The sequence below is a fragment of the Oceanobacillus sp. CFH 90083 genome (genome assembly GCF_009389585.1).
Classification (GTDB): domain Bacteria; phylum Bacillota; class Bacilli; order Bacillales; family Amphibacillaceae; genus Oceanobacillus.
The window spans coordinates 276,361-298,929 of the sequence record NZ_VIYG01000005.1 but is presented as its reverse complement, the minus strand read 5'-3'; the positions used below and the strand labels follow the sequence as shown (position 1 = coordinate 298,929).

Below are 22,569 nucleotides of genomic sequence, written 5' to 3'. Positions count from 1 at the left end.
ATCTATTTAACTAAGCTATCGACATGAAAGCTCTTGCCAGTCTTATATGAGATAAAATAGAGCAGGTGACTAATTATAAGTTTGTTAGTCACCTGCTTACACAATTGTTTCATATTTATTAAAGTACGTGTTCAAAAAGCTCGATCAAAAAGAATCAAATTAGCTAAGGTTGCAATTCCTTTCCGTGATACAAAGCTTTCTTTTTGAATAAATCTCATCACAAATATATTTTATATTGTACAAATTTCACTTGTGCACCTTATAAAGTGTTTATTCTTTAAGGTTTTTGCGTGCCCCACGGGTGTATTACCGATGCTTTATCCCTTGCTGCAAAGAAACCATTTCCTCTGCAAGTACTTGAAGCCTTTCCAAAACACGATCATCCACAATTTCATCACTGTCCATATTAAAAGCACCGTTATGGACAAAGACATTTCCAGTTGGCATTAAGCCTTTAAAATAAGACAGAACCGATCTTAGATGGTATTCCATGACAAGAAAATGCTTGTCTGACCATCCGGTTGCCACCATCCCTGTTACCTTATGTTTGAAGGTATATTCTGGTAAATGATCGAACAGATTTTTTAAAGCTCCTGAAATAGATGCTTGATAAATGGGTGTTCCAAAAACAAGCAAATCAGCAGATTGAATTTTTTTAACAGCATTCCAGGTATCGTCATTATAATCAGCTAACGGAGCACCGTTAAAAAAGTCAATTTCATAATCTTTTAAGTCGACTAATTCTGTTTTTATGGATGCATCGAAACGGCGGGCGTGGACTAAAATCTGGTTAACCACGATAGATGTTTTATCCCCTGCAAGAGCACCTGATATTCCTACAAGTTTCATTTATTTAAACCTCCTGGAAAAAAGATACACCGATTTTACTTCACTCGTAGTTGATCCACAATTTCTTTTTTCGGCGTTACAAACAATGTTTTTTGATTATCATATGTCACGTATCCCGGCTTTGAACCATTGGGCTTTTTAACATGACGAATCAACGTATAATCTACCGGAACAGAAGAAGATTGCTGTGATTTACTAAAGTAAGCAGCTAAGACAGCAGCCTCCTCTAATGTTTTCTCACTTGGATTTTTGTCCCGGATAATAACATGCGAGCCGGGAATATCCTTCGTATGCAGCCATACATCATCGCGATGGGCCAGCCGCATCGTTGCATATTCATTCTGCTTGTTATTTTTTCCGACTAAAATTGTTGTCCCGTCAGAAGACTGATAGGTTTCCGGTACAGGCTTCTGCAGTTTTTTCGTCTTTTTCGAAGCACGCTGCTTTCGCAAATAACCTTCCTCCCTCAGTTCCTCACGAATTTCTTCAATATCATCGGTATTGGCTACATCAAGCTGCTGCAGCAGTTGGTCAAAATAAGCAATCTCTTCATTGGTTCGTTTGATTTCAGATTCCATGATTTTACGTGAATTCTTCAGCTTTTGATAGGTTTTAAAATAATTCTGCGCATTGGCACTTGGTGATTTATTTGGATTTAGCGGAATCGTTATTTCCTGCTGCTCCGGATCATAATAGTCTACGACAGAGATTTCTTTTTGATTCGGCTTGACTAAATGCATATGCGCTGTTAAAAGCTCGCCCATTTTTTGATAATAGTCTGCCTGTTCTGATTTTTCCACCGTCTGCCGATGTTTTTTCAGCTTCCGGACATTTTTATCCTGTTCATTTTTAATAAAACGATAGAGATCTTTTGCCTGCTGCTTGACACGATCCCGTTCTGCTTTTCCAGAGTAAAATGCATCGAGCATCAGGTTGACTTCCTCAAATACGGTAGCTGTCCTTTCATCAGAGAAAGCGAGCACATGAAAATCCTCTTTCGGTTCTTGGTAGATAGCAGGCTGATAATCATTTTCCTCCACCTGTTTTCTAACATCTGAAAGCATATTCTCATAATCCTGATTGGAGCCGAGTTGAACACGGGCAATCATTTTTTTTGTAACAAATGGAGAAAAGCCTTCTAATAGCTCAAGCAACTGTCTGTCCATTTTGCCAGCGTTAAAATCTAATTTCTTCACAATCGCTGCACTGTCTATATCTAAGATAGAAAATTTATGCTGATCAGGCGGTAATTGATAACTCTGTCCGGGCAAAATCATCCGGTGCCGGTTTTGGGATAAAGATACATGCTTTAAGCTGTCAATAATCTGTCCTTTTTCCTGATCCACTAAAACTAGATTACTATGCTTGCCCATCAGCTCGATAATCAATTGTTTATAGCTGATATCGCCTATTTCATTACGGGTCCGGATGGTAAAGGTCACGATCCGTTCCATTCCTTTTTGCTCGATCCGCTCAATCACACTTCCGCTCAGATGCTTTCTTAGCACCATACAAAACATCGGAGGCTCTTTAGGATTGGTATAGGAATCGTTGGTGATATGGAAACGGGCATAGGTAGGATGAACAGAAAAAAGCAGACTGTGGTTAACGGACCTGCTGCGGACTGTCATCACAATTTCCGTTTCCGATGGCTGATAGATTTTATTGATTTTTCCTGTTGCTAATTTTGCTCTTAATTCTTCTGTAACCGCTCTTGTTACAATACCGTCGAATGGCATATGTGATCACCTCATCGGCAATTATAGCATCTTTTTACATGTTCGGGCATAGAAATGGATTAAGTGCTTGTACAATTCATGTCTGCCGGAGGAATGTATAATGAAATGGTATCAGCTTAACAAACAAAAATTAGAAGAGACATTACAAGTAAAATCGAATGTCGGGTTAGGGGAGAAGCAGGTTGCAAAGCGACGTCAGCAATATGGTGAAAATGTTTTAGCAGCGAAGAAAAAAATACCTAAATGGATTTTATTCTTAAAACAATTTCAGGATTTTATGGTATTAGTTTTATTAGCCGCTACCTTGATTGCCGGATTATTAGGGGAGTATATTGATGCCATCGCGATTATGGTGATTGTATTAATTAATGGGATTATTGGTTATTTCCAGGAGCAGAAAGCAGAAAATTCATTAGAAAAACTGAAAGAATTATCTGCACCGATAGCCAGTGTCAAACGGGACGGGCAATGGGTAAAGATCCCATCGAAGGAAATTGTGGTAGGAGATGTTGTCAGATTCACTAGCGGAGACAGGATTCCAGCAGATGTAAGGGTCATCCAGACAACCAGCCTGGAAACAGAGGAATCCGCTTTAACAGGAGAATCCCTTCCTGTTGCAAAACACACAAAAGAAATTAGAATGGATGGATTAGAAGCGCAGGATCAAGTTAATATGGCCTTTATGGGCACTCTGGTCACACGCGGTTCGGGTGAGGGAATTGTTGTCGGTACAGGAATGAAAACGGTGATGGGTCAGATTGCTACCTTACTGGATAATACCAAAAAGACGATTACACCGCTGGAAATGAAATTAGCCGAGTTAGGTAAAATACTGATTGTTGTTGCTTTATTCCTGACGATTCTAGTTGTCGGAGCGGGTATTTTTCAAGGGCATCCGATGTATGAAATGTTTTTAGCAGGGGTGTCTCTGGCAGTGGCTGCTATCCCTGAAGGTCTGCCGGCAATTGTTACCGTTGCTTTATCTCTTGGTGTTCAGCGGATGATAAAAAAGAAAGCCATTGTCAGGAAGCTTTCAGCGGTTGAGACGTTAGGCTGTGCTTCTGTCATTTGTTCGGATAAGACAGGCACTATGACGGAAAATCAAATGACGGTAAAGGAAGTCTATATAAATGGGGAAAATTTGTATGTTACCGGAGACGGCTATCAGACGCAGGGCGATTTTCTATATCATCAAAAAAAGGTAGACGATTCCCATTCCAATTTAAAGTCGATGCTGCTCTATGGAATGCTCTGTAACCATGCCTCCATCTCTACCAGAAAAGGAAAGCATGTGGTGGATGGTGATCCGACAGATGGCGCCCTGCTCGTTGCAGCATATAAGTTTGGATTCCATGAAAATGATAAAAAGCCTTTTCGGATTGTAAAAGAAATTCCCTTTGATTCTAATCGGAAGCGCATGAGTATTGTGATCGAAGATGAGAATGGCATGCGTTTATTAATTACGAAGGGTGCACCTGATATTTTGCTTCCGAAATCGTCCTATATCCAAACAGCGGATGGAAAAACAGTTTTAACAAAGGAACAAAGCAAAAAGACAGAACAAGCAGTAGTAGCTATGGCTGAAAAAGCACTGCGAACCATTGCCATCGGTTTTCGGGTATTATCTTCTTCAGAGTCATTAGATGGTGCATTATTGGAGGAAGATTTAACATTAATTGGCCTGTACGGGCTCATGGACCCTCCGAGAAAAGAAGTTAAAGCAGCTGTTCGTGAGTGTAAAGAGGCCGGAATTAAAACGGTGATGATAACTGGCGATCATGCCCATACAGCAAAGGCAATTGCCAATCATTTAGAGATTCTTCCAGAAAACGGGAAGGTGCTGGAAGGAAAAGAATTAACCCAAATGTCAGATACTGAATTAGTGGATACAATTGAAGATACGTATGTTTTTGCACGTGTAACACCAGAACATAAACTGCGGATTGTTAATGCCTTTCAGGAAAAAGGGCATATTGTTGCTATGACAGGAGATGGGGTGAATGATGCTCCGGCGATGAAAGCAAGCGATATAGGCATTGCAATGGGGATAAGTGGAACGGATGTAACGAAAGAAGCGTCATCGCTTGTTTTAATGGATGATAATTTTGCAACGATCAAGTCTGCTATTCAAGAAGGCAGAAACATTTATGAAAATATTCGTAAGTTTATCCGCTATCTGCTGGCTTCCAATGTAGGAGAGATTTTAGTGATGCTATTTGCCATGCTGCTTGGACTGCCACTGCCGCTTGTACCTGTACAGATCCTTTGGGTAAACTTAGTGACAGACGGATTGCCGGCAATGGCATTAGGGGTCGATCAGGCAGAGGGAGATGTCATGAAAAGAGGTCCGCGAAATCCGCGGGAAGGAATCTTTTCCCGGGGACTTGGCTATAAAATTATCAGCAGAGGCATATTAATTGGCGTGGTAACTTTAATTGCCTTCATTGTCGCTTACCAAAATGATCCAAGTAATCTTGTTTATGCCCAGACAATCGCTTTCTCCACACTTGTTGTGGCACAATTAATTCATGTGTTTGACTGCCGCAGTGAAAAATCAATTTTTGCCAGAAACCTGTTTGAAAACCGTTATCTTATTTTAGCTGTGCTGTCATCGATGCTGCTGCTTTTAGTTGTTATTTACTTCCCGCCGCTCCAGCCGATCTTTCATACAGTAACTCTGTCTATAGTTGACTGGTTCCTTATCATTGGGTTAGGAGCATTGCCGACCGTGTTATTTGGATTTACTAAAAAATAAAGGATACGAAGCAGCTATTCCATCCAGCATCATTTTTAAGCAGGTTGGGGTAGCTGTTTTAATTCTATAATAACTGAATTTTACAAAGCAGAAAAACATGCCATATTCAACCTGCAAACATCACTCTATTTTCCTATTTATTAGTTTAGCCCTTGTAACAAAAAAGTTTATAGTATAAAATTCATTAAAGATACAGTATAATGGTACTATTATAGATAGAAAAGAAATGGCAGGGGGAAAAAAATTGAATTTAAGTTTAATAAACATTGGCTTTGGAAATGTTGTTTCCGCAAACCGCATTATTTCTATCGTATCTCCGGAATCAGCACCTGTAAAAAGAATTATTACTGTGGCCAGGGAAAATAATAAATTGGTGGATGCAACGTATGGAAGACGTACCAGAGCTGTTATCATAACAGATAGCGACCATGTTGTATTATCTGCGGTGCAACCTGAAACAGTAGGACAACGGGTTGTAACAAATGATGAAATTACAGATGAATAACGTAGCCGGGAATCTGGAGGAAAGGGTTTGATGTTTTTTGTACTTTTAGAAAGTATGAAAACGCTAAGGAATATAGCATAAGCGCAACGATGGAATGCGTGTTTTTCTAAAGATATAATCGCAAACAATATAAACAAATTTTGGAGGATGATTTATTATGATGTTAGAACCTTCTATTGATTCACTGCAAACAAAAATCAAATCAAAATACAGCCTGGTTACTTTATCAGCCAGAAGAGCCAGGGAGCTGAGTGAAACAGACGCTGTTTTAGTAGAGCATTCAAAATCACATAAATATGTTGGAAAAGCACTAGAAGAGATTGAGGCTGGAAAGCTGTATATTAAAAAATAATATATAACATATAGCACTAAAAAGACCTTTGCACGGCGAGTAATTCTTCATTCAAGAATTATTCGCCATGCAAAGGTTTTTCTATTGCCATACGGATAAATTCAACCACTTAACGTAAGCCTTTATTCGGCAGAGGAAGCTTATTATATGTTATAACTATAGAGAAGATAAAAAATAAGTTGAAACATGCTTTTACACGTTAGAAAAATATAAAATGTTAGCAACGATTTTTGATGGGGCTAGTAACCGCAGCCCTACAGAGGGATTTCGACGCAGTAAAAATCTTTAGGTGCCAAGTATAAGCGCAACTTGGCAATCCTGCGCCTTTTAGGCTTGGCTTACCAAGTTTTCTTTAAAATTCAAATACATGCAAAATAAATGATAGAGAGGAAGTTTTCCATGCTTAGTCAGAAAAAAGTACTTTTAGGTGTTTCCGGTGGCATTGCTGTTTATAAAGTAAGTGCTCTGGCAAGTAAATTGACGCAGCTTGGTGCGGAAGTAAAGGTTATTATGACAGAGAGTGCGACCGAGTTTGTTACGCCGTTAACCTTCCAGGCCTTGACGAGGAATCCAGTGTATACAGATACCTTTGACGAAAAAAATCCAAAGAAAATAGCACATATAGATTTGGCCGATTGGGCAGATATTGCAATTATTGCGCCGGCGACAGCAAACATTATTGCAAAACTGGCTCACGGACAAGCGGATGATATGCTTTCTACAACGATGCTGGCGACACAGGCAGAAGTATATATTGCACCGGCAATGAATGTGCATATGTACGAGCATCCGGCTGTGATTCAAAATATGAAGCAGCTTGAAAAATGGGGATACCATTTTATTGAGCCGGGTGACGGTTATTTAGCTTGCGGCTATGTTGGAAAAGGCCGTCTGGAGGAGCCGCAGGAAATAATCACTGCAATCGAACGCCATCAGCTGAGAACGCTCGATATGCAAGGGAAAAAAGTGCTTATCTCTGCAGGTCCGACCAAGGAAATGATTGATCCGGTACGTTTCTTTACCAACCGTTCTTCAGGAAAGATGGGTTTTGCTTTAGCTGAAGCAGCTGCGGAACGGGGAGCAGCTGTTACATTAGTTGCCGGGCCAGTGTCCATATCGTCACAGCATCCATCGATTAAACGAATTGATGTTGTTTCTGCCGCAGAAATGTACGATGCTATGAATGAGCAGTTTCCGGATCAGGATATTGTAATTAAAGCGGCTGCAGTAGCAGATTACCGTCCTAAAGAAGTGTATGCATCCAAGATGAAGAAAAAAGAGGACGATGATGTAATTATCTTAGAACGGACCGAGGATATTTTGAAAAAGCTGGGAGAAAGAAAAGAGCATCAATTTTTAGTCGGGTTTGCAGCAGAAACGGATACCCCTATCGAATATGGACTAGGAAAACTGAAAAAGAAAAATTTAGATGCTATTGTTGTGAATGATGTCAGCCGTGAGGGTGCGGGATTTGAAGGAGATACAAATATTGTTTCCTATATCAATAAATCGGAAGCTGTCACCGATTTGCAGCAGGCAACCAAAAAGCAGATAGCAGTACAGCTGCTGGACTGTATTTTACAAGATATGAAGGATGATTCGATTTGAACATTGCCAGTGTCATAGTAGATGTTCCAACGAGTGCAACGAATCAAACATACGACTATCTCGTTCCAGAGAGATATCATGAAATAATTACCCCGGGTATGCGGGTCACTGTACCATTCGGGCCTCGGAAAATTATGGGTTTTGTTGTACAGTTGAAGAGTGAGAGCAGCTTAACAAAATTAAAGGAGCTGCATGAGGTTTTAGATATAACACCTGTATTAACAGAGGAGCTGCTTCAGCTTGGGAAATCGGTAGCAAAAAAAACACTCAGCTTATATATTACTGTATTTCAGACAATGCTTCCTCAAGTATTAAAATCACATTATACAAAAGATTTAGTTCGGGAGACAGATGCATTTCTCAGTCCTGAATTAGAAGATTTGTTTGCAGGAAGAGAGTCAATAGCCTTTGAAGAATTTACGGCATCCTCTATCAGCTATTATCACCTGCAAAAACAAATAGAAGTAGGAAATATCGTTATCTATTATCATGTGAAGTCGAGAATTACAAAAAAACAGCGGACAATGGTGCAGTTGGATGTTTCTGAAATGCGGGCTATGGAAGCTTTAGAGGATCTGTCTAAACGGGCAAAAAAACAAAAAGAGCTTATTCAGTATTTTCTTGAATATCCAGAGCCTGTCGAACAGACAAAATTAATTCAGATGTTAGACACCTCTGCACAGACGGTTAAAGCATTAGTATCCAAAGGGCTTGTGAAGACATTTCAGCAGGAAGTGCTCCGTGACCCATATAAAAATCAACGGATAGAACAAACAGAAGCATTTGAGCTTACAGGAGAACAAGCGAATGCTATGGAAGCTATTGTTGCTTCAATAGACGAAAAAAAGGACAATGTATTTCTGCTGCATGGTGTAACAGGCAGTGGTAAAACGGAGGTTTATTTGCAATCCATTCAGCATGTTATCTCAAAAGGCCAGGAGGCTATTGTCCTCGTTCCGGAAATTTCGTTAACTCCGCAAATGGTCCGTCGCTTTAAAGGAAGGTTTGGGTCAAATGTTGCAGTGATGCATAGCGGGCTTTCCGCTGGAGAAAAATATGATGAATGGAGAAAGATTCAGCAAAAACAGGTGCAGTTGGTTGTTGGTGCACGTTCTGCGATATTCGCTCCTTTTTCAAATATTGGTATCATTATTATTGATGAGGAGCATGAAACAACTTATAAGCAAGAGGATCAGCCCAGGTATCATGCCAGGGATGTTGCAATAGAACGGGCGGGTAATCATCATTGTCCGGTCGTGCTTGGCAGTGCAACACCTTCGCTAGAAAGCTTTGCCAGGGCTAAAAAAGGTGTTTATCAGCTGTTAACGCTTGCCAGCCGTACCAATCAGCAGCAAATGCCGAGTGTCGAGATTGTTGATATGCGAAAAGAACTGCATACTGGTAACCGGACTATGTTTTCCACGGTGCTGATGGAGAATATGAAAGCTTGTATAGAGCGGGGAGAGCAGATTGTTCTGCTTTTAAACCGCAGAGGCTACTCCACATTTGTAATGTGCCGGGATTGCGGGCATGTAGCCGAATGTCCGCATTGTGATATTGCTTTAACCTACCATAAGAACACGCATCGGCTTAAATGCCACTATTGTTCCTATGAGCAGGCAGTTCCTGAAAAGTGTCCGTCCTGTGAAAGTGACTTGATTCGATATTTCGGAACAGGGACGCAGCGGGTGGAGGAATCGTTAGCAAAGCTTCTCCCGGAAGCTCGTGTGATTCGGATGGATGTAGATACGACGAGGAGAAAGGGATCACATGAAAAATTATTAAAACAATTTTCAGAGAAACAGGCTGATATTTTATTAGGGACGCAAATGATTGCCAAAGGTCTGGATTTTAAGGATGTGACTTTGGTTGGTGTTTTGTCTGCAGATTCGATGTTGCATCTTCCTGATTTTCGTGCGTCGGAACGTACTTTTCAATTATTGACACAGGTAAGCGGAAGAGCGGGCAGACATGAACTTGCCGGTAATGTAATCGTCCAAACCTATACACCGGAGCATTATAGCGTGACATATGCTGCCGGGCATAATTTTCTCGATTTTTATCAGCATGAAATGGCTGTTCGAAAAGCATTCCAATATCCGCCGTTTGTATTCCTTGTGTTAATTACTGTGTCGCATGAAAATCATGTCCGGGCTGTTCAGGTTACCGGCGAGATTGTGAAACAGCTTAGCGAGGTTGTGTCTCCCGGGACAACCGTTTTAGGTCCAACCCCTTCAACCATTGCACGGATAAAAGATAGATATCGATACCAGTGCATGGTAAAATACAAGCATGAGCCGGACTTAATAAGCTATTTAGAGCATATTCGATCCGTATATGCCGAAGAAATACGAAAGCAGATGTTACAGCTGTCTATCGATATGCAGCCGTACTATATGATGTAAAGGGTGTTCAAAAAGTCTAATAAAAATCGCATATCAAACCTTTTGAATACAGAAAGAAATGAGGGGAATCCATTTGAAACGAATCGTTTTTATGGGGACACCAGATTTTGCTGTCCCTGTTTTACAAAAAATTATTGAAAACAAATATGAAGTTGTTCTTGTTGTTACACAGCCTGACAGGCCAAAAGGGAGAAAAAAAATTATTACACCTCCGCCGGTAAAAGAGGAAGCTTTAAAGCATGGGATAGAAGTATTTCAGCCGGAAAAACTGAGAGATGATTATCAGGCGCTTATAAATGCAAAGCCTGACCTGATCATAACGGCAGCTTATGGTCAACTCCTGCCTAAAGAAGTACTTGATATAGCTCCTTTTGGAGCAATCAATGTTCATGCATCTCTGCTCCCGGAACTGCGCGGCGGTGCACCGATTCATTATTCCATTATGCAAGGGAAGAAGACAACAGGGGTAACCATCATGTATATGGCTGAGAAATTAGATGCAGGAGATATTCTTACCCAGGTAGAGGTGGAGATTGAGGATACAGATCATGTCGGCATATTGCATGATAAACTGGCTGGTGCCGGATCAGATTTACTTATAGACACATTGCCTGATTTGTTCGCTGGTAACATAACACCGGTGAAGCAGGACGAAGCATTTGCAACCTTCGCATCGAACATCAAACGTGAACAAGAAAAGATTGACTGGAATAAGCCTGCCCGGGAGATTTATAATCAAATCAGAGGACTTCATCCCTGGCCTGTTGCATTTACTACTTATCAGGGCAAAGTCATGAAAATCTGGTGGGGAGAAGAAGGATCGGAAAGCTCATCTGCAAGGACAGCAGGCGAAATTATTAACAGGGACTCTGAATCATTTACCGTTCAATGCGGAGACGGGACGAGTATGAAGATAACAGAAATACAGCCTGCCGGGAAAACACGCATGAAGGTAAAAGATTATCTGCAGGCCTCACAGGACAGGATTCAAATTGGCGTCATACTAGGAGAATAAAATAATGATGAAATATCAATTGAGACAAACCATGCTCGATGTTCTAATTCGAATTGAAAAAGACAAAGGATTTAGCAATCTGCTATTAAATCATGAATTAAAGCAAACAGATTTAACAGAAAAGGATAAAAGATTACTGACCGAGGTTGTTTACGGAACGGTGCAAAATCAAATAGCAATTGACTATTATCTGGCAGCATTTATGAAAAATAAGAAGAAATTAGATTTATGGGTGAAACAGCTTTTAAGAATGTCAGTATATCAAATGGTTTATTTAGAAAAAATTCCAGATCATGCTGTTGTCCATGAATCCGTTGAAATTGCCAAAATTCGCGGACATAAGGGGATAGCTTCCTTTGTCAATGGGATATTACGCAGTATTCAACGGAAGGGTATTCCCGACTTAGCTCTGATTGATGACCCGGTTGAACGGATTTCGATAGAGACAAGCCACCCTACTTGGCTTGTAAAGAGATGGATAGAGATGTATGGCATGGAATGCACACAAGCGATGTGCCGTGAAAATTTAAAGCATTTTCCAATGTCGATCCGAATTCAGCCTCTGAAAACAAATCGCGAATCTGTTATGAAGCAGCTGGAGAATGAAGGCTTTACTGTAGCAGCATCGCAATTTTCATCCCAAGGCATCCTGATTGAAAAAGGAAATATCTTCAAAACAAATCTTTTGCAGGATGGATTAGTAACTATACAAGACCAAAGCTCCATGCTTGCTGCAGAATCTTTAAAGCTGGAGCCGGGTATGAAAGTACTGGATACGTGCAGTGCTCCAGGCGGAAAAGTGACGCATATTGCTGAAAAAATAGCAGATCAAGGAGAAATTCATGCCTATGATTTGCATCAGAAAAAAGTTAAATTAATAGAAGAAAAAGCAGCTACATTAGATTTGCATTCGATATCTGCTTTTCAGGGAGATGCCAGAAAGCTTCATGAAAAGTATGAAGAAGCAAGCTTTGACAGGATTCTTATCGATGCCCCCTGCTCAGGCTTAGGTGTAATTAATGGTAAGCCGGAAATTAAATATACAAAGCAGGCTCAGGATATCGAACGTCTTGCATCTATTCAGCTGGAGATAATTCAGGCTGCATCAAAACTTCTCAAGCCTGCTGGATTGCTTATTTACAGCACTTGTACAGTCGATAAGGAAGAGAATAATCAAGTGGTGCAGAGGTTTTTAGAAAAGAACCCTGCATTCAGTATCGATCTCTCCTTTAGAGAGGAACTCTCCGAACCGCTAATAAAAGCACCGGGATGGTCATCGGAAGGCTTACAACTATTCCCTCAAGATTTTCAAACAGACGGATTTTTCCTGACAAGAATCAAACGGAATAGCTAGAATATGCTTTAAAAGGGTGAAAATTTAATTTAACTTGTACGCCGGACAGTTTTATTCTGTGTAAGATTGTGCCATAATTATAAAGAAGCATATGTTCAAAAGGGTGAGAAATGCACCATGCAGTTTGATTTTCAACTTTTGAACCTTGATGAAAAGTAATAATAGTGAATTAAACAGGATATATATTTGGATCTGTAAAGGGGGAGTAGCTCTTGAAAGGGCTTTTCTTAACGCATTGCGGACAAGTTCGTAATCATAATGAAGATGCGGGTGGTGTTTTTGAGAATAAAAGCAGTCAGCCCATTGCAGTTATTGCTGATGGCATGGGTGGCCATCAGGCTGGTGATGTAGCAAGTATGCTGGCTGTTGAAAATATCAAAAACAGATGGGAAGAAACGGAACGGGTTGAACATCCAGATGATATGGAACAGTGGTTTCAGCAGACAATCAAAGCGACAAATGAACAAATCTATCAGAAGTCTCAAGAAAACAAGCAGCTGGAAGGAATGGGAACAACACTGGTTGCTGCGGCGATGGTCGGAAACTTACTTACGATTGCTCATATTGGAGACAGCCGCCTGTATATTGCAAGGGGGACCCAATTTGAACAGCTGACAGAGGATCATTCCTTTGTCAATGAGCTTGTAAAAAGAGGCGAGATTACAGAGGGAGATGCAGAGGTTCATCCTTATAAAAATTATATCATTCGTGCCCTGGGGACAGATCAAGAGGTCGATACGGATGTAAAAACGCTGACTTGGGAGGCTGGAGACCGTTTGCTGCTATGCTCAGACGGTTTATCGGATAAGCTTAGTCAAACAGAATTAGCACAATTTATTACAGCAGATAAAGGGATGGATGAGATAGGTCAGCAACTTATTGATTTAGCGAATCAGCGTGGTGGAGAAGATAATATTTCGCTTATATTGATAACACATGACGGTTCAGGCTCGGAGGCAGGTGAACCAGCATGAACACTGGACATTTATTAAATGACCGTTATCGAATTGAGAGAAAAATAGGCGGCGGCGGCATGGCAAATGTCTTTCTTGCCAGAGATACGATTCTTGATCGTGATGTAGCAGTAAAAGCATTACGAACCGATTATGTACATGATCAGGAATTTATTGCCCGTTTTGATCGTGAAGCACAATCTGCAAGCTCTCTCTCTCATCCGAATATTGTTAATATCTTTGACGTTGGTGAAGATGACCAGATATTATATATGGTCATGGAATATGTGGAGGGAATGACCTTAAAGGAGTATATCCAGCAGTTTGGACCAGTGGAGGTTCCGCTTGCATTGGATATTATGAAACAAATTGCTTCTGCCATTGCACTTGCACATGAAAATGATATTATTCATCGTGATATTAAGCCTCAAAATATATTGATTGACCGCTTTGGCCAAGCAAAAGTGACAGACTTCGGTATTGCCATGGCTCTTAGTGCGACAGCATTAACCCAGACAAATTCCATCTTAGGTTCTGTGCATTATCTTTCACCAGAGCAGGCGCGCGGCGGCATGGCAACTAAAAAATCAGATATTTATTCATTAGGTATCGTATTATTTGAATTGCTAACAGGGAAGCTTCCGTTTTCCGGACAATCTCCTGTATCCATTGCTTTAAAACATTTGCAAAATGATACACCATCTGTTAAGGAAATAAATCCGGATATTCCGCAGAGTGTAGAGAATATCGTTTTGCAGGCAACAGCCAAAAATCCGTTTTACCGCTATCAGGATGTTTATCAGTTTGAAGCAGCACTTGAAGCAGCACTTTCGCCGGAAAAATTACATGAAGCTGCTTTTACTATTCCGGACGAAGAGGGTGACGAGACAAAGGCCATTCCAATCATTACGGATGAAAATCTGTCTGCGGACGACACAGAAACAGGGCGGACGATTGTCCATCAGGTTGATACAGAGCCGACGAAAAGCTATCCTGAGGAAAATAATGAAAAGAAAAAGGAAAAAAAGAAGCCTACGAGTAAAAAGAAGAAAATTATCTGGATTTCGATTCTATTACTATTGTTTCTCAGTATTGGAGCAGCTGCCATTGTATATGCGATGCAGCCCCAGGATGTGACGATAGAAGATTTTGCTAATCAGCCGGCTGATGAAGCGATAGAAATGCTGGAAAGTCAAAATCTACTGGTGGAAATAGAAGAGGTCAACTCGGATGAAATTGAGTCCGGCTATGTGGAGAGAACAGATCCGGCTGCAGGAAGAACGGTAAAAGAAGGGGCAACGGTCACCTTGTTTGTCAGTCAAGGACCTGAACAAGTGGAGTTTGATGACTATGAAGGAGAAGATTTTGAAGAGGTTAGAGAACAGCTGAGTCAAGAGGGTTTTGAGGATATTACACCGTTTGAACGATATTCTGATCAGCCGGTTGGTGAGATTATTTCGCAGGTGCAGCCAGATCCAGGCGCATCAGTCGTTCCAGCTGACACGAAGGTTATTTTTGAAGTCAGTGCCGGACCAGAGACGGTGAGCCTCAATAACTTAACAGGAATGAATGAAGAGGATGTACAAGCTTATTTAGATCGTTATGAATTAGTTTTGAATAAGCATGAAGAGTACTCAGATGATGTTGAAGAAGGTCTCGTTATCAGACAATCTCCTGAGTCTGGAACGGATATAGAAAAGGGCTCGACCGTCGATGTTTATTTCTCCCTTGGACCTGAGGAAGAGCCGCCGCGTTCTCACTCGGTTTCTTATATGGTTCCATATACGCTTGGTAATGAGCAAGAATCAAGTGAAGACGGGGGAGAAGAAAACGAAGAAGCGTCATCCAGTGATGAAAACAATGAACAGAATCAAAATGGTGAATCGGATGAAACGAATGAAGATAATGGAGATGAAGGAAGCGGAGAAAACGAAGCAGATGGAGAAAGCGAAGAGGAAACAGATACATCTGACTCAGAAGAGCAAATCGTACGAATCTATATCGGTGATAGCAATAACGATATTTCAGATGTATATCGGGAAATAGAAATAACAGAAGATACAGAAGTGACATTTACCTTAACGATTGCAGCAGATACCGATGCGGAATATCGTATCACCAGAGATGACGTAACCATTACGGAAAGGACTGTATCCTATGAGGGAGAGGAAGAGTAGATGGCAGTAGGCAGAATTATTAAAGCATTAAGCGGCTTCTACTATGTACAGTCAAATGAAGGAGTTTATGCTTGCAGAGGCAGAGGTGTATTTCGAAATAAAAAAATTACCCCTTTAGTTGGCGATTATGTTGAATTTGAAGTCCGAAATGAGGATGAAGGCTATATTATGAAAGTAAAGGACAGGTCGAATGAGCTTATTCGGCCTCCTATTGCCAATATTGACCAGGTATGTATCGTTAATGCAGCTACTTCTCCGGACTTCCATCCGCTCTTGCTTGATCGATTCCTTGTCCTGATCGAGTCTAAGCATATTCAGCCTTTGATTTTTATCACAAAGATGGATTTAGCAACGCAGGAAGAGATAGAAAGAGTGAAGGAATATCAAGCAGCCTATCAGAGTATCGGCTATGAAGTGAAGCTGTTATCATCCGAAGAGCCCCAGAGAAATTCAGATGTCATGCCTTATTTTAAAGATAAGGTTTCTGTTTTTGCAGGTCAGTCCGGGGTCGGCAAATCGTCTTTATTAAATATGCTTGACCCTAATCTCTTTTTAGAAACCGCAGAGATTTCAAAAAGCTTGGGGCGGGGCAAGCATACCACAAGACATGTCGAACTCCTGCCGATTGGGGAAGGTCTGGTGGCTGACACGCCAGGATTCAGTGTGTTAGAGTTTTCAGATTTGGAGCCAGAGGATTTAGGTGTCTGTTTTCCAGAAATCAGACGTCACATGCCAGATTGCAAATTTCGGGGCTGTTTACATGATAAAGAGCCTAAATGTGCTGTGAAAACAGCAGTGAATAATGGATTGATAGCTGAATTCAGATATCAGCATTATTTACGATTTTTAGAAGAAATCAAAATGAGAAAGCCGAGGTATTGATGATGACAAAGATAGCACCTTCTATTTTATCGGCAGATTTTGCCAAGCTGGGAGAAGAAATTAAAGAAGTGGAAAAAGCTGGAGCAGATTATGTCCATGTAGATGTGATGGATGGACATTTTGTTCCAAACATTACCATTGGTCCCTTAATAGGAGATGCGATTAAACCAATTACAAATTTGCCGCTCGATGTGCATTTAATGATAGAAAACCCGGATGTATATATACCGCAATTTGCTAAAAGTGCTTCTATCATCACTGTGCATCAGGAAGCATGTGTACATCTGCATCGTACACTGCAATTAATTCGTTCTCATGGCGTAAAGCCGGGTGTTGTGATTAATCCGGGAACGCCGGCAGAAGCAATTAAGCCTGTTTTAACAGAGGTGGACCTTGTTTTATTAATGACAGTAAATCCAGGCTTTGGAGGACAGTCTTTTATTAAAGAAGTGGTTCCTAAGATTGCTCAAATCGCAGCATGGCGGGATGAAATGGGCTTAAGCTTTGAAATAGAAATTGATGGTGGTGTAAACGAGGAAACAGCAGCTGTTTGTACTGCAAATGGTGCAGATGTACTCGTTGCCGGAAGTGCTATTTTTAATCAAAGTGATCGGAAAAAAGCAATCGATTTGATTCGCAAGAGTGCAGAGAAATAATGAATTGTGTTGGTATTGTCGGTAATGGCCCTAAAGAGCAATTACCCAATCTTGTAAACTATCAGGGGAAAATTGATTTTTGGATTGGTGCTGACCGCGGGGCATTGTATTTAGCAGAACAAGGAATATCAATTGATATCGCACTCGGAGATTTTGATTCTGTCTCTGAACGGGAGTATGCTGTGATCGAAAAGCATGCAAAGCTTTTTGTTACATATCCAGTGATGAAGGATCAGACAGATTTAGAGATTGCTTTGGATATGGGAATCGAGAAGAAAGCAAGGCAATTTTTCCTTTTTGGTGTAACGGGAGGCAGGCTGGACCATGCATTAATGAATATACAATTGCTTTATCCTTTATTAAAGCAGGGAAAGCGTGCTGTAATTATTGATAAAAGCAATCAGGTAGAAATGTTTGCACCAGGAAGCTATTCTGTTGAGCCGGAAGGGTATTCTTATATTTCCTTTTTAGCATTTACGCCTGAAGTTAGCCCCATAACATTAACAGGATTTTTATACCCTTTAGAAAATGAAACGATACATTGGGGAACTTCTTTATGCATATCTAATGAGCTTAGTCAAAAAAAAGGTACTTTTTCTTTCCATAAAGGCATACTAATACTAGTAAAGAGTTTTGATGCAGTTTAACTAGGAGCAAATAGGATGGTTAAACAGGGAGGGCCTTTATAAATGAAATTCTATACGATTAAGCTTCCTAAGTTTGTAGGCGGATTTGTGAAAGTGATTATTGGCGTATTTAAAAAAGAAAAGTAATAGTGAACGAGCTTTTGTCACAGATGGCAAAGGCTCGTTTTTTAGGATAGATGTTGAATGTTAAGCTTCCTTTCTTTTTTTAGAAAAAAGCCCGTAAAATTTCACTTTATTTACAACAAAAAAACACCATGTAATCATGGTGTTTTTAAGGCGTATGCACATATTTTCGTATATTATACACGTTCTACTTTGCCTGATTTTAATGCACGAGCAGATACATATACTTTCTTCGGTTTTCCATCTACCATGATACGTACTTTTTGTACATTTGCTTTCCAATTACGCTTGTTGGAATTCATAGCGTGAGAACGTAGGTTACCACTACGTGTTTGGCGTCCAGTTACAACACATTTTCTAGCCATGTCATTCCCTCCTTACATTCCAAAATCAGTATACCACTAACTTAATTTATCATAAGTCACCCGATATTGCAATTGAATCTTTTTATTCTTTAAAGAAAAATTGCTTGACAGATAAATGAAAATCATCCATTGTAATAATGGAGTTTTTCTTATAATAAATTGAAATAAAGCTTTCAAACTACCGATCCAACTGGTTTCATGGGGTGAGTGATTGCAACTCCAGAAAAACAATGCACTTTCCCATGGGAGTCTCCGTGCTTTTCTTCCGGGACTGGGACTGTGATTACTCGCCCTGCCGAAGAGCTTGATTACCCGTTCCGCCCCAAATGTCGCTAGTTATAGTATATAAGCATAATTTACTCATTTTTACTAAGATAAACAAGAAAGTGTAATTTATTTTTTTGATTTATATAGATAAAATTAGTGGAAGCTGTTGGAAGGTCAGGTTTTCTAATTCGCACAGGCCCGCTTTTAAAATAGCAGGGCGTATAGTATAATCTTAAGCATGTATGGATGAAAGCTATAAGGTGTAAAAACTTAAAAGAGAAGCCTGGCATGATTCAATGAATTATATTTTGTAATAAAAGGAGCTGCAGTTATGTCAATAGAGTTACATACAAACGATGGACTCGTTACGATAACAACTGATGTTATAGCAACAATAGCCGGAGGAACAGCTGTTGAGTGCTATGGAATTGTAGGAATGGCTTCTAAAAGCCAGATTAAAGATAATATTGCAGAGATACTGGGAAAAGAAAATTATTCTAAAGGAATTGTCGTCCGTCAAGAGGACGGGAAGCTGCATATTGATTTGTATATTATTGTAAGCTACGGTACAAAAATTTCTGAAGTGGCACATAATGTACAATCACAGGTGAAATATACACTTAGTCAATCTTTAGGTTTAGATATTGATTCGGTAAATATATATATTCAAGGTGTCCGGGTGGAAAAAGAATAAAGCAGAAGGAGGAGAAGATGTGATCGTTGAAAAAATTGATGCAGCGTTATTATCACAGATGGTGCTGACCGGTGCTTACCATCTTTCAAATAATGCGCAAAAAATTGACGCGTTAAATGTTTTCCCTGTTCCTGACGGGGATACTGGAACCAATATGAATTTAACAATTACTTCAGGGGCAAATGAAGTGAAGAAGTTAGATACAGATCAAGTATATGAAGTAACAAATGCATTTGCAAAAGGATTATTAATGGGAGCCAGAGGAAATTCCGGTGTTATTTTATCACAAATTTTCCGCGGTTTTGCGAAAGCATGTGAAGGAAAAGAGGCGCTGGATGTAAAAGATTTTGCCGGGGCTTTTGAAGGTGCTGTCCAGGCAGCCTATAAGGCAGTGATGAAGCCTGTAGAAGGAACCATTCTTACGGTTGCAAAAGATGCCGGAAATAAAGCAGTGGAAATTGCAGGTAATGATTTAGATATCATTGCGTTTATGGAAGAAATATTAATAGAAGCAAAAGCATCGCTAAAGCGTACGCCTGATTTATTACCTGTTCTTAAAGAAGTAGGTGTAGTTGATTCTGGCGGACAAGGCTTAGTGACTATTTACGAAGGATTTTTAGCGGCTTTAAAAGGAGAGGAGCTGCCGGAAGAATCCGATACAGATAATAAAATGGAACAGATGGTTAATGCAGAACATCATAAAGTAACACAGGATTTCATGAATACAGAGGACATTATATACGGATACTGTACCGAGTTTATGGTGAAATTGGAGGACGAAAAGTTAAAAGAGCATCCTTTCGATGAAATAACTTTCCGGAATGAATTAAGTGAATGGGGAGACTCTTTGCTTGTTGTTGCTGACGAAGAAATTGTAAAGGTTCATGTACATGCTGAATCTCCTGGTACATGCTTAAATTTAGCACAGCAATATGGCAGCTTGATTAACTTGAAAATCGAAAATATGCGTGAGCAGCATACAGCGCTTGTTGGAGATAAAAAAGAAGCACCAAATGAAAAATCAGCTTACGGAATGGTTACTGTAGCTATGGGGAATGGACTAAAGGAACTATTTGAAAACCTTGGTGTTGCAGTGGTTGTTGAAGGTGGACAGACCATGAACCCAAGTACACAAGACATTACTGATGCCATTGAAAAAGCCAATGCAGACAATATTATTATCCTTCCTAATAATAAAAATATTCAAATGGCTGCCGAACAGGCAGCAGAATTAGCCGGTGACCATGTTAGAGTAGTACCGACAAGAACAATCCCTCAAGGAATTAGTGCTATGCTGGCTTTCCATCCGGAAGCATCCTTAGATGAGAATAAAGCTGCTATGGAAGAAGCAGGGAAGCAGGTACGGAGTGGACAAATTACGTACGCGGTAAGAGATACACAAATTGATGGAATCGATATTGCAAAAGGACATTTCATGGGGATAGATGAAGGGAAGATTGTAACAACGCATAAGGAAAAACAACAAACAGCCCAGGATCTTATTGATAAAATGATTTCTGATGATAGTGAGATAGTAACGATTCTTTCAGGCGAAGATGTAACAGATGAAGAAGTAGAAGCGCTGGAATCTTATGTAGAAGAGAAATACGATGAAATAGAAGTAGAAGTTCATCGGGGAGAACAGCCAATTTATTCTTATATCTTCTCCGTCGAATAAGAGCAGGACAAAAAATGAAGGTAAGGGATGAAATGGTTCTTTGAAACCTTTCTATATTTTACTGCATACAAAGCCCGGTTTGATTATATAAATCAAGCCGGGCTTTGCGCTTTTTCATATACCGATAATTTTTAATACAAATTCGATAAAAAACAAGGTAGATATGAGCAGTAATGGTTTGGATATTTCTTTTCTCTGTCCAAGAGCCAGTTTTACAATCGGATAGGCAATAAAACCAAATGCCATTCCATCTCCGATACTGTATGTGAATGGAATCATCACAATAATCAATAACGCCGGAATACATTCAGAAAATTGATTCCATGGTAAATGCTTCATATTTTGAGCCATTAAGAAGCCGACAATTATAAGAATCGGACTAATGGCTGTCGCTGGAATAATGGAAATCCACGGAATAAATATCACAGTGGCTAAAAATAATATCCCGGCAGTAATCGCTGCTTTTCCAGTTTTTCCTCCTGATGCTATTACAGCTGCGTTTTCAGCGCTTGAGATCGTAGGTGATGTTCCAAACAAGCCGGAAAGCAACGAAGATGTTGCAGTAATCCGATAGGACTTCTGATAGGATTCAGGTGATTTAAGCATATCTAATTGACTGGACAGTGTGCCCATGTTCTCAAAAATTAAAATTAAAGTTAGCGTAAATACGGATAGCCAAAAGCTTATATTGCTGATTGCTGTAAATGAAGGAATAAACAGCAGCTCATCAAAACGAAAGCTTACCGATGAAGCTCCATCGGTTGGAACTTTTAATACCATAGCAATGATAGTACCAATAATCATCGTGATTAAAAAGTTAGCCGGCACACCTTTTACAAAGAGGTAAATAGCGATAAATAAGGTAATTAACCCGGCAATAACAGATGGAGAAGTAAAATCGCCGATAGTAATGACTGTTTGTTCTCCGCTGGTCACAATACCGCTATTCTCAACACCGATCAGAATTAAGAAAAATCCTAATCCGATTGTTATTCCGTGTTTCAATGAATCTGGGATAGCTTCTTTTAGGATAGCGCTAAGTTTTGTGAAGGCAGTAAGCATAAATAATAATCCTGCTAAACAGACAACAGCTAATCCTTCGTGGAAGCTAAAGCCGTTGTTTCCAATAATGGAAAAAGCAAATAGTGCATTGATTCCCATGCCGGGGATCAGAATCAAGGGAAGCCTTCCGAAAAATCCCATCAGCATTGTTCCGGCAAAACTGGCTAAAATAGTTGCTGTCATTCCGGCTTCTAATGAAATTCCTGCTTCACTTAGAATGGTTCCATTTACAACAACGATATATACCGTTGTCAGGTAACCAATAATACCAGCAACAATGTCTTTGCTGAATGCGTTTTTTGGCTGCATAAAGAACCTCAGTATGTTGTTATCCCTCTCCCGCCCAATAAAGATCCACATCTTTATTCACAATTGTATATTATAAGACAAAAAAGTTGAGAAAGTCAATCTCACTCAGGGATTGGACCGGCTTTTTGGAGAAGGGATCGAACGCATGATTGCCTTTATTGGATTAAATTGTGA

At 40.0% G+C, this 22,569-nt stretch carries 19 protein-coding genes; 15 read left to right on the top strand and 4 right to left on the bottom strand.

The genetic code is table 11. The annotated features are described in order from the left end of the window. Nucleotides 1-306 precede the first annotated feature (306 nt). A complete protein-coding gene (locus FLK20_RS10165) occupies nt 307-849 on the bottom strand; it encodes an NADPH-dependent FMN reductase (protein WP_152656445.1) in 543 nt (180 codons plus the stop codon). Nucleotides 850-884: 35 nt separating this feature from the next. Next, nucleotides 885-2,588 (bottom strand): Rqc2 family fibronectin-binding protein, encoded by a 1,704-nt coding sequence (locus FLK20_RS10160; protein ID WP_152656444.1) that lies wholly within the window; start codon nt 2,586-2,588, stop codon nt 885-887. Between the two features lie 100 nt (nt 2,589-2,688). Here FLK20_RS10160 and FLK20_RS10155 point away from each other — a divergent pair, with 100 nt between their 5' ends. The 13 genes from FLK20_RS10155 (at nt 2,689) to spoVM (ending at nt 18,023) form a co-directional block, all read left to right on the top strand. Next, nucleotides 2,689-5,343, top strand: a complete 2,655-nt coding sequence (locus FLK20_RS10155; RefSeq protein ID WP_152656443.1) for a calcium-translocating P-type ATPase, SERCA-type — start codon at nt 2,689-2,691, stop codon at nt 5,341-5,343. A 244-nt stretch (nt 5,344-5,587) separates the two neighbouring features. After that, nucleotides 5,588-5,848 carry an extracellular matrix/biofilm regulator RemA gene (remA, locus tag FLK20_RS10150; RefSeq protein WP_152656442.1) on the top strand — a complete coding sequence of 87 codons (261 nt, stop codon included), beginning with the start codon at nt 5,588-5,590 and terminating at the stop codon, nt 5,846-5,848. 157 nt (nt 5,849-6,005) lie between these two features. Next, a complete protein-coding gene (gene rpoZ / locus FLK20_RS10145) occupies nt 6,006-6,200 on the top strand; it encodes a DNA-directed RNA polymerase subunit omega (protein ID WP_152656441.1) in 195 nt (64 codons plus the stop codon). A gap of 399 nt (nt 6,201-6,599) precedes the next feature. Further along, entirely contained in the window at nt 6,600-7,808 is a 1,209-nt protein-coding gene (gene coaBC / locus FLK20_RS10140; protein ID WP_152656440.1) for a bifunctional phosphopantothenoylcysteine decarboxylase/phosphopantothenate--cysteine ligase CoaBC, read from the top strand. Next, a complete protein-coding gene (gene priA, locus FLK20_RS10135; protein ID WP_152656439.1) occupies nt 7,805-10,213 on the top strand; it encodes a primosomal protein N' in 2,409 nt (802 codons plus the stop codon). The genes coaBC and priA overlap by 4 nt, the downstream gene beginning before the upstream one ends. A 73-nt stretch (nt 10,214-10,286) precedes the next feature. After that, nucleotides 10,287-11,228, top strand: coding sequence for a methionyl-tRNA formyltransferase (gene fmt, locus FLK20_RS10130; protein WP_194165596.1), 942 nt, complete (start codon nt 10,287-10,289; stop codon nt 11,226-11,228). Between the two features lie 7 nt (nt 11,229-11,235). Continuing rightward, nucleotides 11,236-12,582, top strand: coding sequence for a 16S rRNA (cytosine(967)-C(5))-methyltransferase RsmB (gene rsmB / locus FLK20_RS10125; protein WP_152656524.1), 1,347 nt, complete (start codon nt 11,236-11,238; stop codon nt 12,580-12,582). A 212-nt stretch (nt 12,583-12,794) separates the two neighbouring features. Further along, nucleotides 12,795-13,556, top strand: coding sequence for a Stp1/IreP family PP2C-type Ser/Thr phosphatase (locus tag FLK20_RS10120; RefSeq protein ID WP_152656437.1), 762 nt, complete (start codon nt 12,795-12,797; stop codon nt 13,554-13,556). Further along, nucleotides 13,553-15,712 (top strand): Stk1 family PASTA domain-containing Ser/Thr kinase, encoded by a 2,160-nt coding sequence (gene pknB, locus FLK20_RS10115; RefSeq protein WP_152656436.1) that lies wholly within the window; start codon nt 13,553-13,555, stop codon nt 15,710-15,712. The genes FLK20_RS10120 and pknB overlap by 4 nt, the downstream gene beginning before the upstream one ends. Next, nucleotides 15,713-16,594: a ribosome small subunit-dependent GTPase A gene (rsgA, locus tag FLK20_RS10110; RefSeq protein WP_152656435.1), complete on the top strand. Its 882-nt coding sequence runs from the start codon at nt 15,713-15,715 to the stop codon at nt 16,592-16,594. Nucleotides 16,595-16,596: 2 nt separating this feature from the next. Beyond that, entirely contained in the window at nt 16,597-17,250 is a 654-nt protein-coding gene (gene rpe, locus FLK20_RS10105; protein ID WP_152656434.1) for a ribulose-phosphate 3-epimerase, read from the top strand. After that, nucleotides 17,250-17,897, top strand: a complete 648-nt coding sequence (locus tag FLK20_RS10100) for a thiamine diphosphokinase (RefSeq protein ID WP_152656433.1) — start codon at nt 17,250-17,252, stop codon at nt 17,895-17,897. Before rpe ends, FLK20_RS10100 begins: the two co-directional genes overlap by 1 nt. Nucleotides 17,898-17,939: 42 nt before the next feature. Further along, complete coding sequence (spoVM, locus tag FLK20_RS10095) at nt 17,940-18,023, top strand: stage V sporulation protein SpoVM (protein WP_042535106.1); 84 nt, start codon at nt 17,940-17,942, stop codon at nt 18,021-18,023. Nucleotides 18,024-18,196: 173 nt separating this feature from the next. On the opposite strand, the gene rpmB is transcribed toward spoVM, so the two are convergent. Beyond that, nucleotides 18,197-18,385, bottom strand: coding sequence for a 50S ribosomal protein L28 (rpmB, locus tag FLK20_RS10090; RefSeq protein ID WP_095308553.1), 189 nt, complete (start codon nt 18,383-18,385; stop codon nt 18,197-18,199). 598 nt (nt 18,386-18,983) lie between these two features. Between rpmB and FLK20_RS10085 the strand changes: the two genes are divergently transcribed. Together FLK20_RS10085 and FLK20_RS10080 are read left to right on the top strand one after the other, a co-directional pair. Next, the gene (locus tag FLK20_RS10085) at nt 18,984-19,346 is read left to right on the top strand and encodes an Asp23/Gls24 family envelope stress response protein (protein WP_152656432.1); all 363 of its coding nucleotides are present in this window, start codon (nt 18,984-18,986) and stop codon (nt 19,344-19,346) included. 19 nt (nt 19,347-19,365) lie between these two features. Then, complete coding sequence (locus tag FLK20_RS10080) at nt 19,366-21,024, top strand: DAK2 domain-containing protein (protein WP_152656431.1); 1,659 nt, start codon at nt 19,366-19,368, stop codon at nt 21,022-21,024. A 114-nt stretch (nt 21,025-21,138) separates the two neighbouring features. Here the strand turns inward: FLK20_RS10080 and FLK20_RS10075 are convergent, their stop codons facing one another. After that, a complete protein-coding gene (locus FLK20_RS10075) occupies nt 21,139-22,395 on the bottom strand; it encodes an NCS2 family permease (protein WP_152656430.1) in 1,257 nt (418 codons plus the stop codon). Nucleotides 22,396-22,569: the final 174 nt, after the last annotated feature.

Excerpts from the sequence above, each read along its gene's own strand:
- rsgA (WP_152656435.1), top strand. The coding sequence starts at position 15,713 with ATGGCAGTAGGCAGAATTATTAAAGCATTAAGCGGCTTCTACTATGTA.
- FLK20_RS10100 (WP_152656433.1), top strand. The coding sequence starts at position 17,250 with ATGAATTGTGTTGGTATTGTCGGTAATGGCCCTAAAGAGCAATTACCC.
- rpmB (WP_095308553.1), bottom strand. The coding sequence starts at position 18,385 with ATGGCTAGAAAATGTGTTGTAACTGGACGCCAAACACGTAGTGGTAAC.
- FLK20_RS10165 (WP_152656445.1), bottom strand. The coding sequence starts at position 849 with ATGAAACTTGTAGGAATATCAGGTGCTCTTGCAGGGGATAAAACATCT.
- rpe (WP_152656434.1), top strand. The coding sequence starts at position 16,597 with ATGACAAAGATAGCACCTTCTATTTTATCGGCAGATTTTGCCAAGCTG.
- FLK20_RS10160 (WP_152656444.1), bottom strand. The coding sequence starts at position 2,588 with ATGCCATTCGACGGTATTGTAACAAGAGCGGTTACAGAAGAATTAAGA.
- FLK20_RS10075 (WP_152656430.1), bottom strand. The coding sequence starts at position 22,395 with ATGCAGCCAAAAAACGCATTCAGCAAAGACATTGTTGCTGGTATTATT.
- pknB (WP_152656436.1), top strand. The coding sequence starts at position 13,553 with ATGAACACTGGACATTTATTAAATGACCGTTATCGAATTGAGAGAAAA.
- rpoZ (WP_152656441.1), top strand. The coding sequence starts at position 6,006 with ATGATGTTAGAACCTTCTATTGATTCACTGCAAACAAAAATCAAATCA.
- rsmB (WP_152656524.1), top strand. The coding sequence starts at position 11,236 with ATGAAATATCAATTGAGACAAACCATGCTCGATGTTCTAATTCGAATT.
- coaBC (WP_152656440.1), top strand. The coding sequence starts at position 6,600 with ATGCTTAGTCAGAAAAAAGTACTTTTAGGTGTTTCCGGTGGCATTGCT.
- spoVM (WP_042535106.1), top strand. The coding sequence starts at position 17,940 with ATGAAATTCTATACGATTAAGCTTCCTAAGTTTGTAGGCGGATTTGTG.
- FLK20_RS10085 (WP_152656432.1), top strand. The coding sequence starts at position 18,984 with ATGTCAATAGAGTTACATACAAACGATGGACTCGTTACGATAACAACT.
- FLK20_RS10155 (WP_152656443.1), top strand. The coding sequence starts at position 2,689 with ATGAAATGGTATCAGCTTAACAAACAAAAATTAGAAGAGACATTACAA.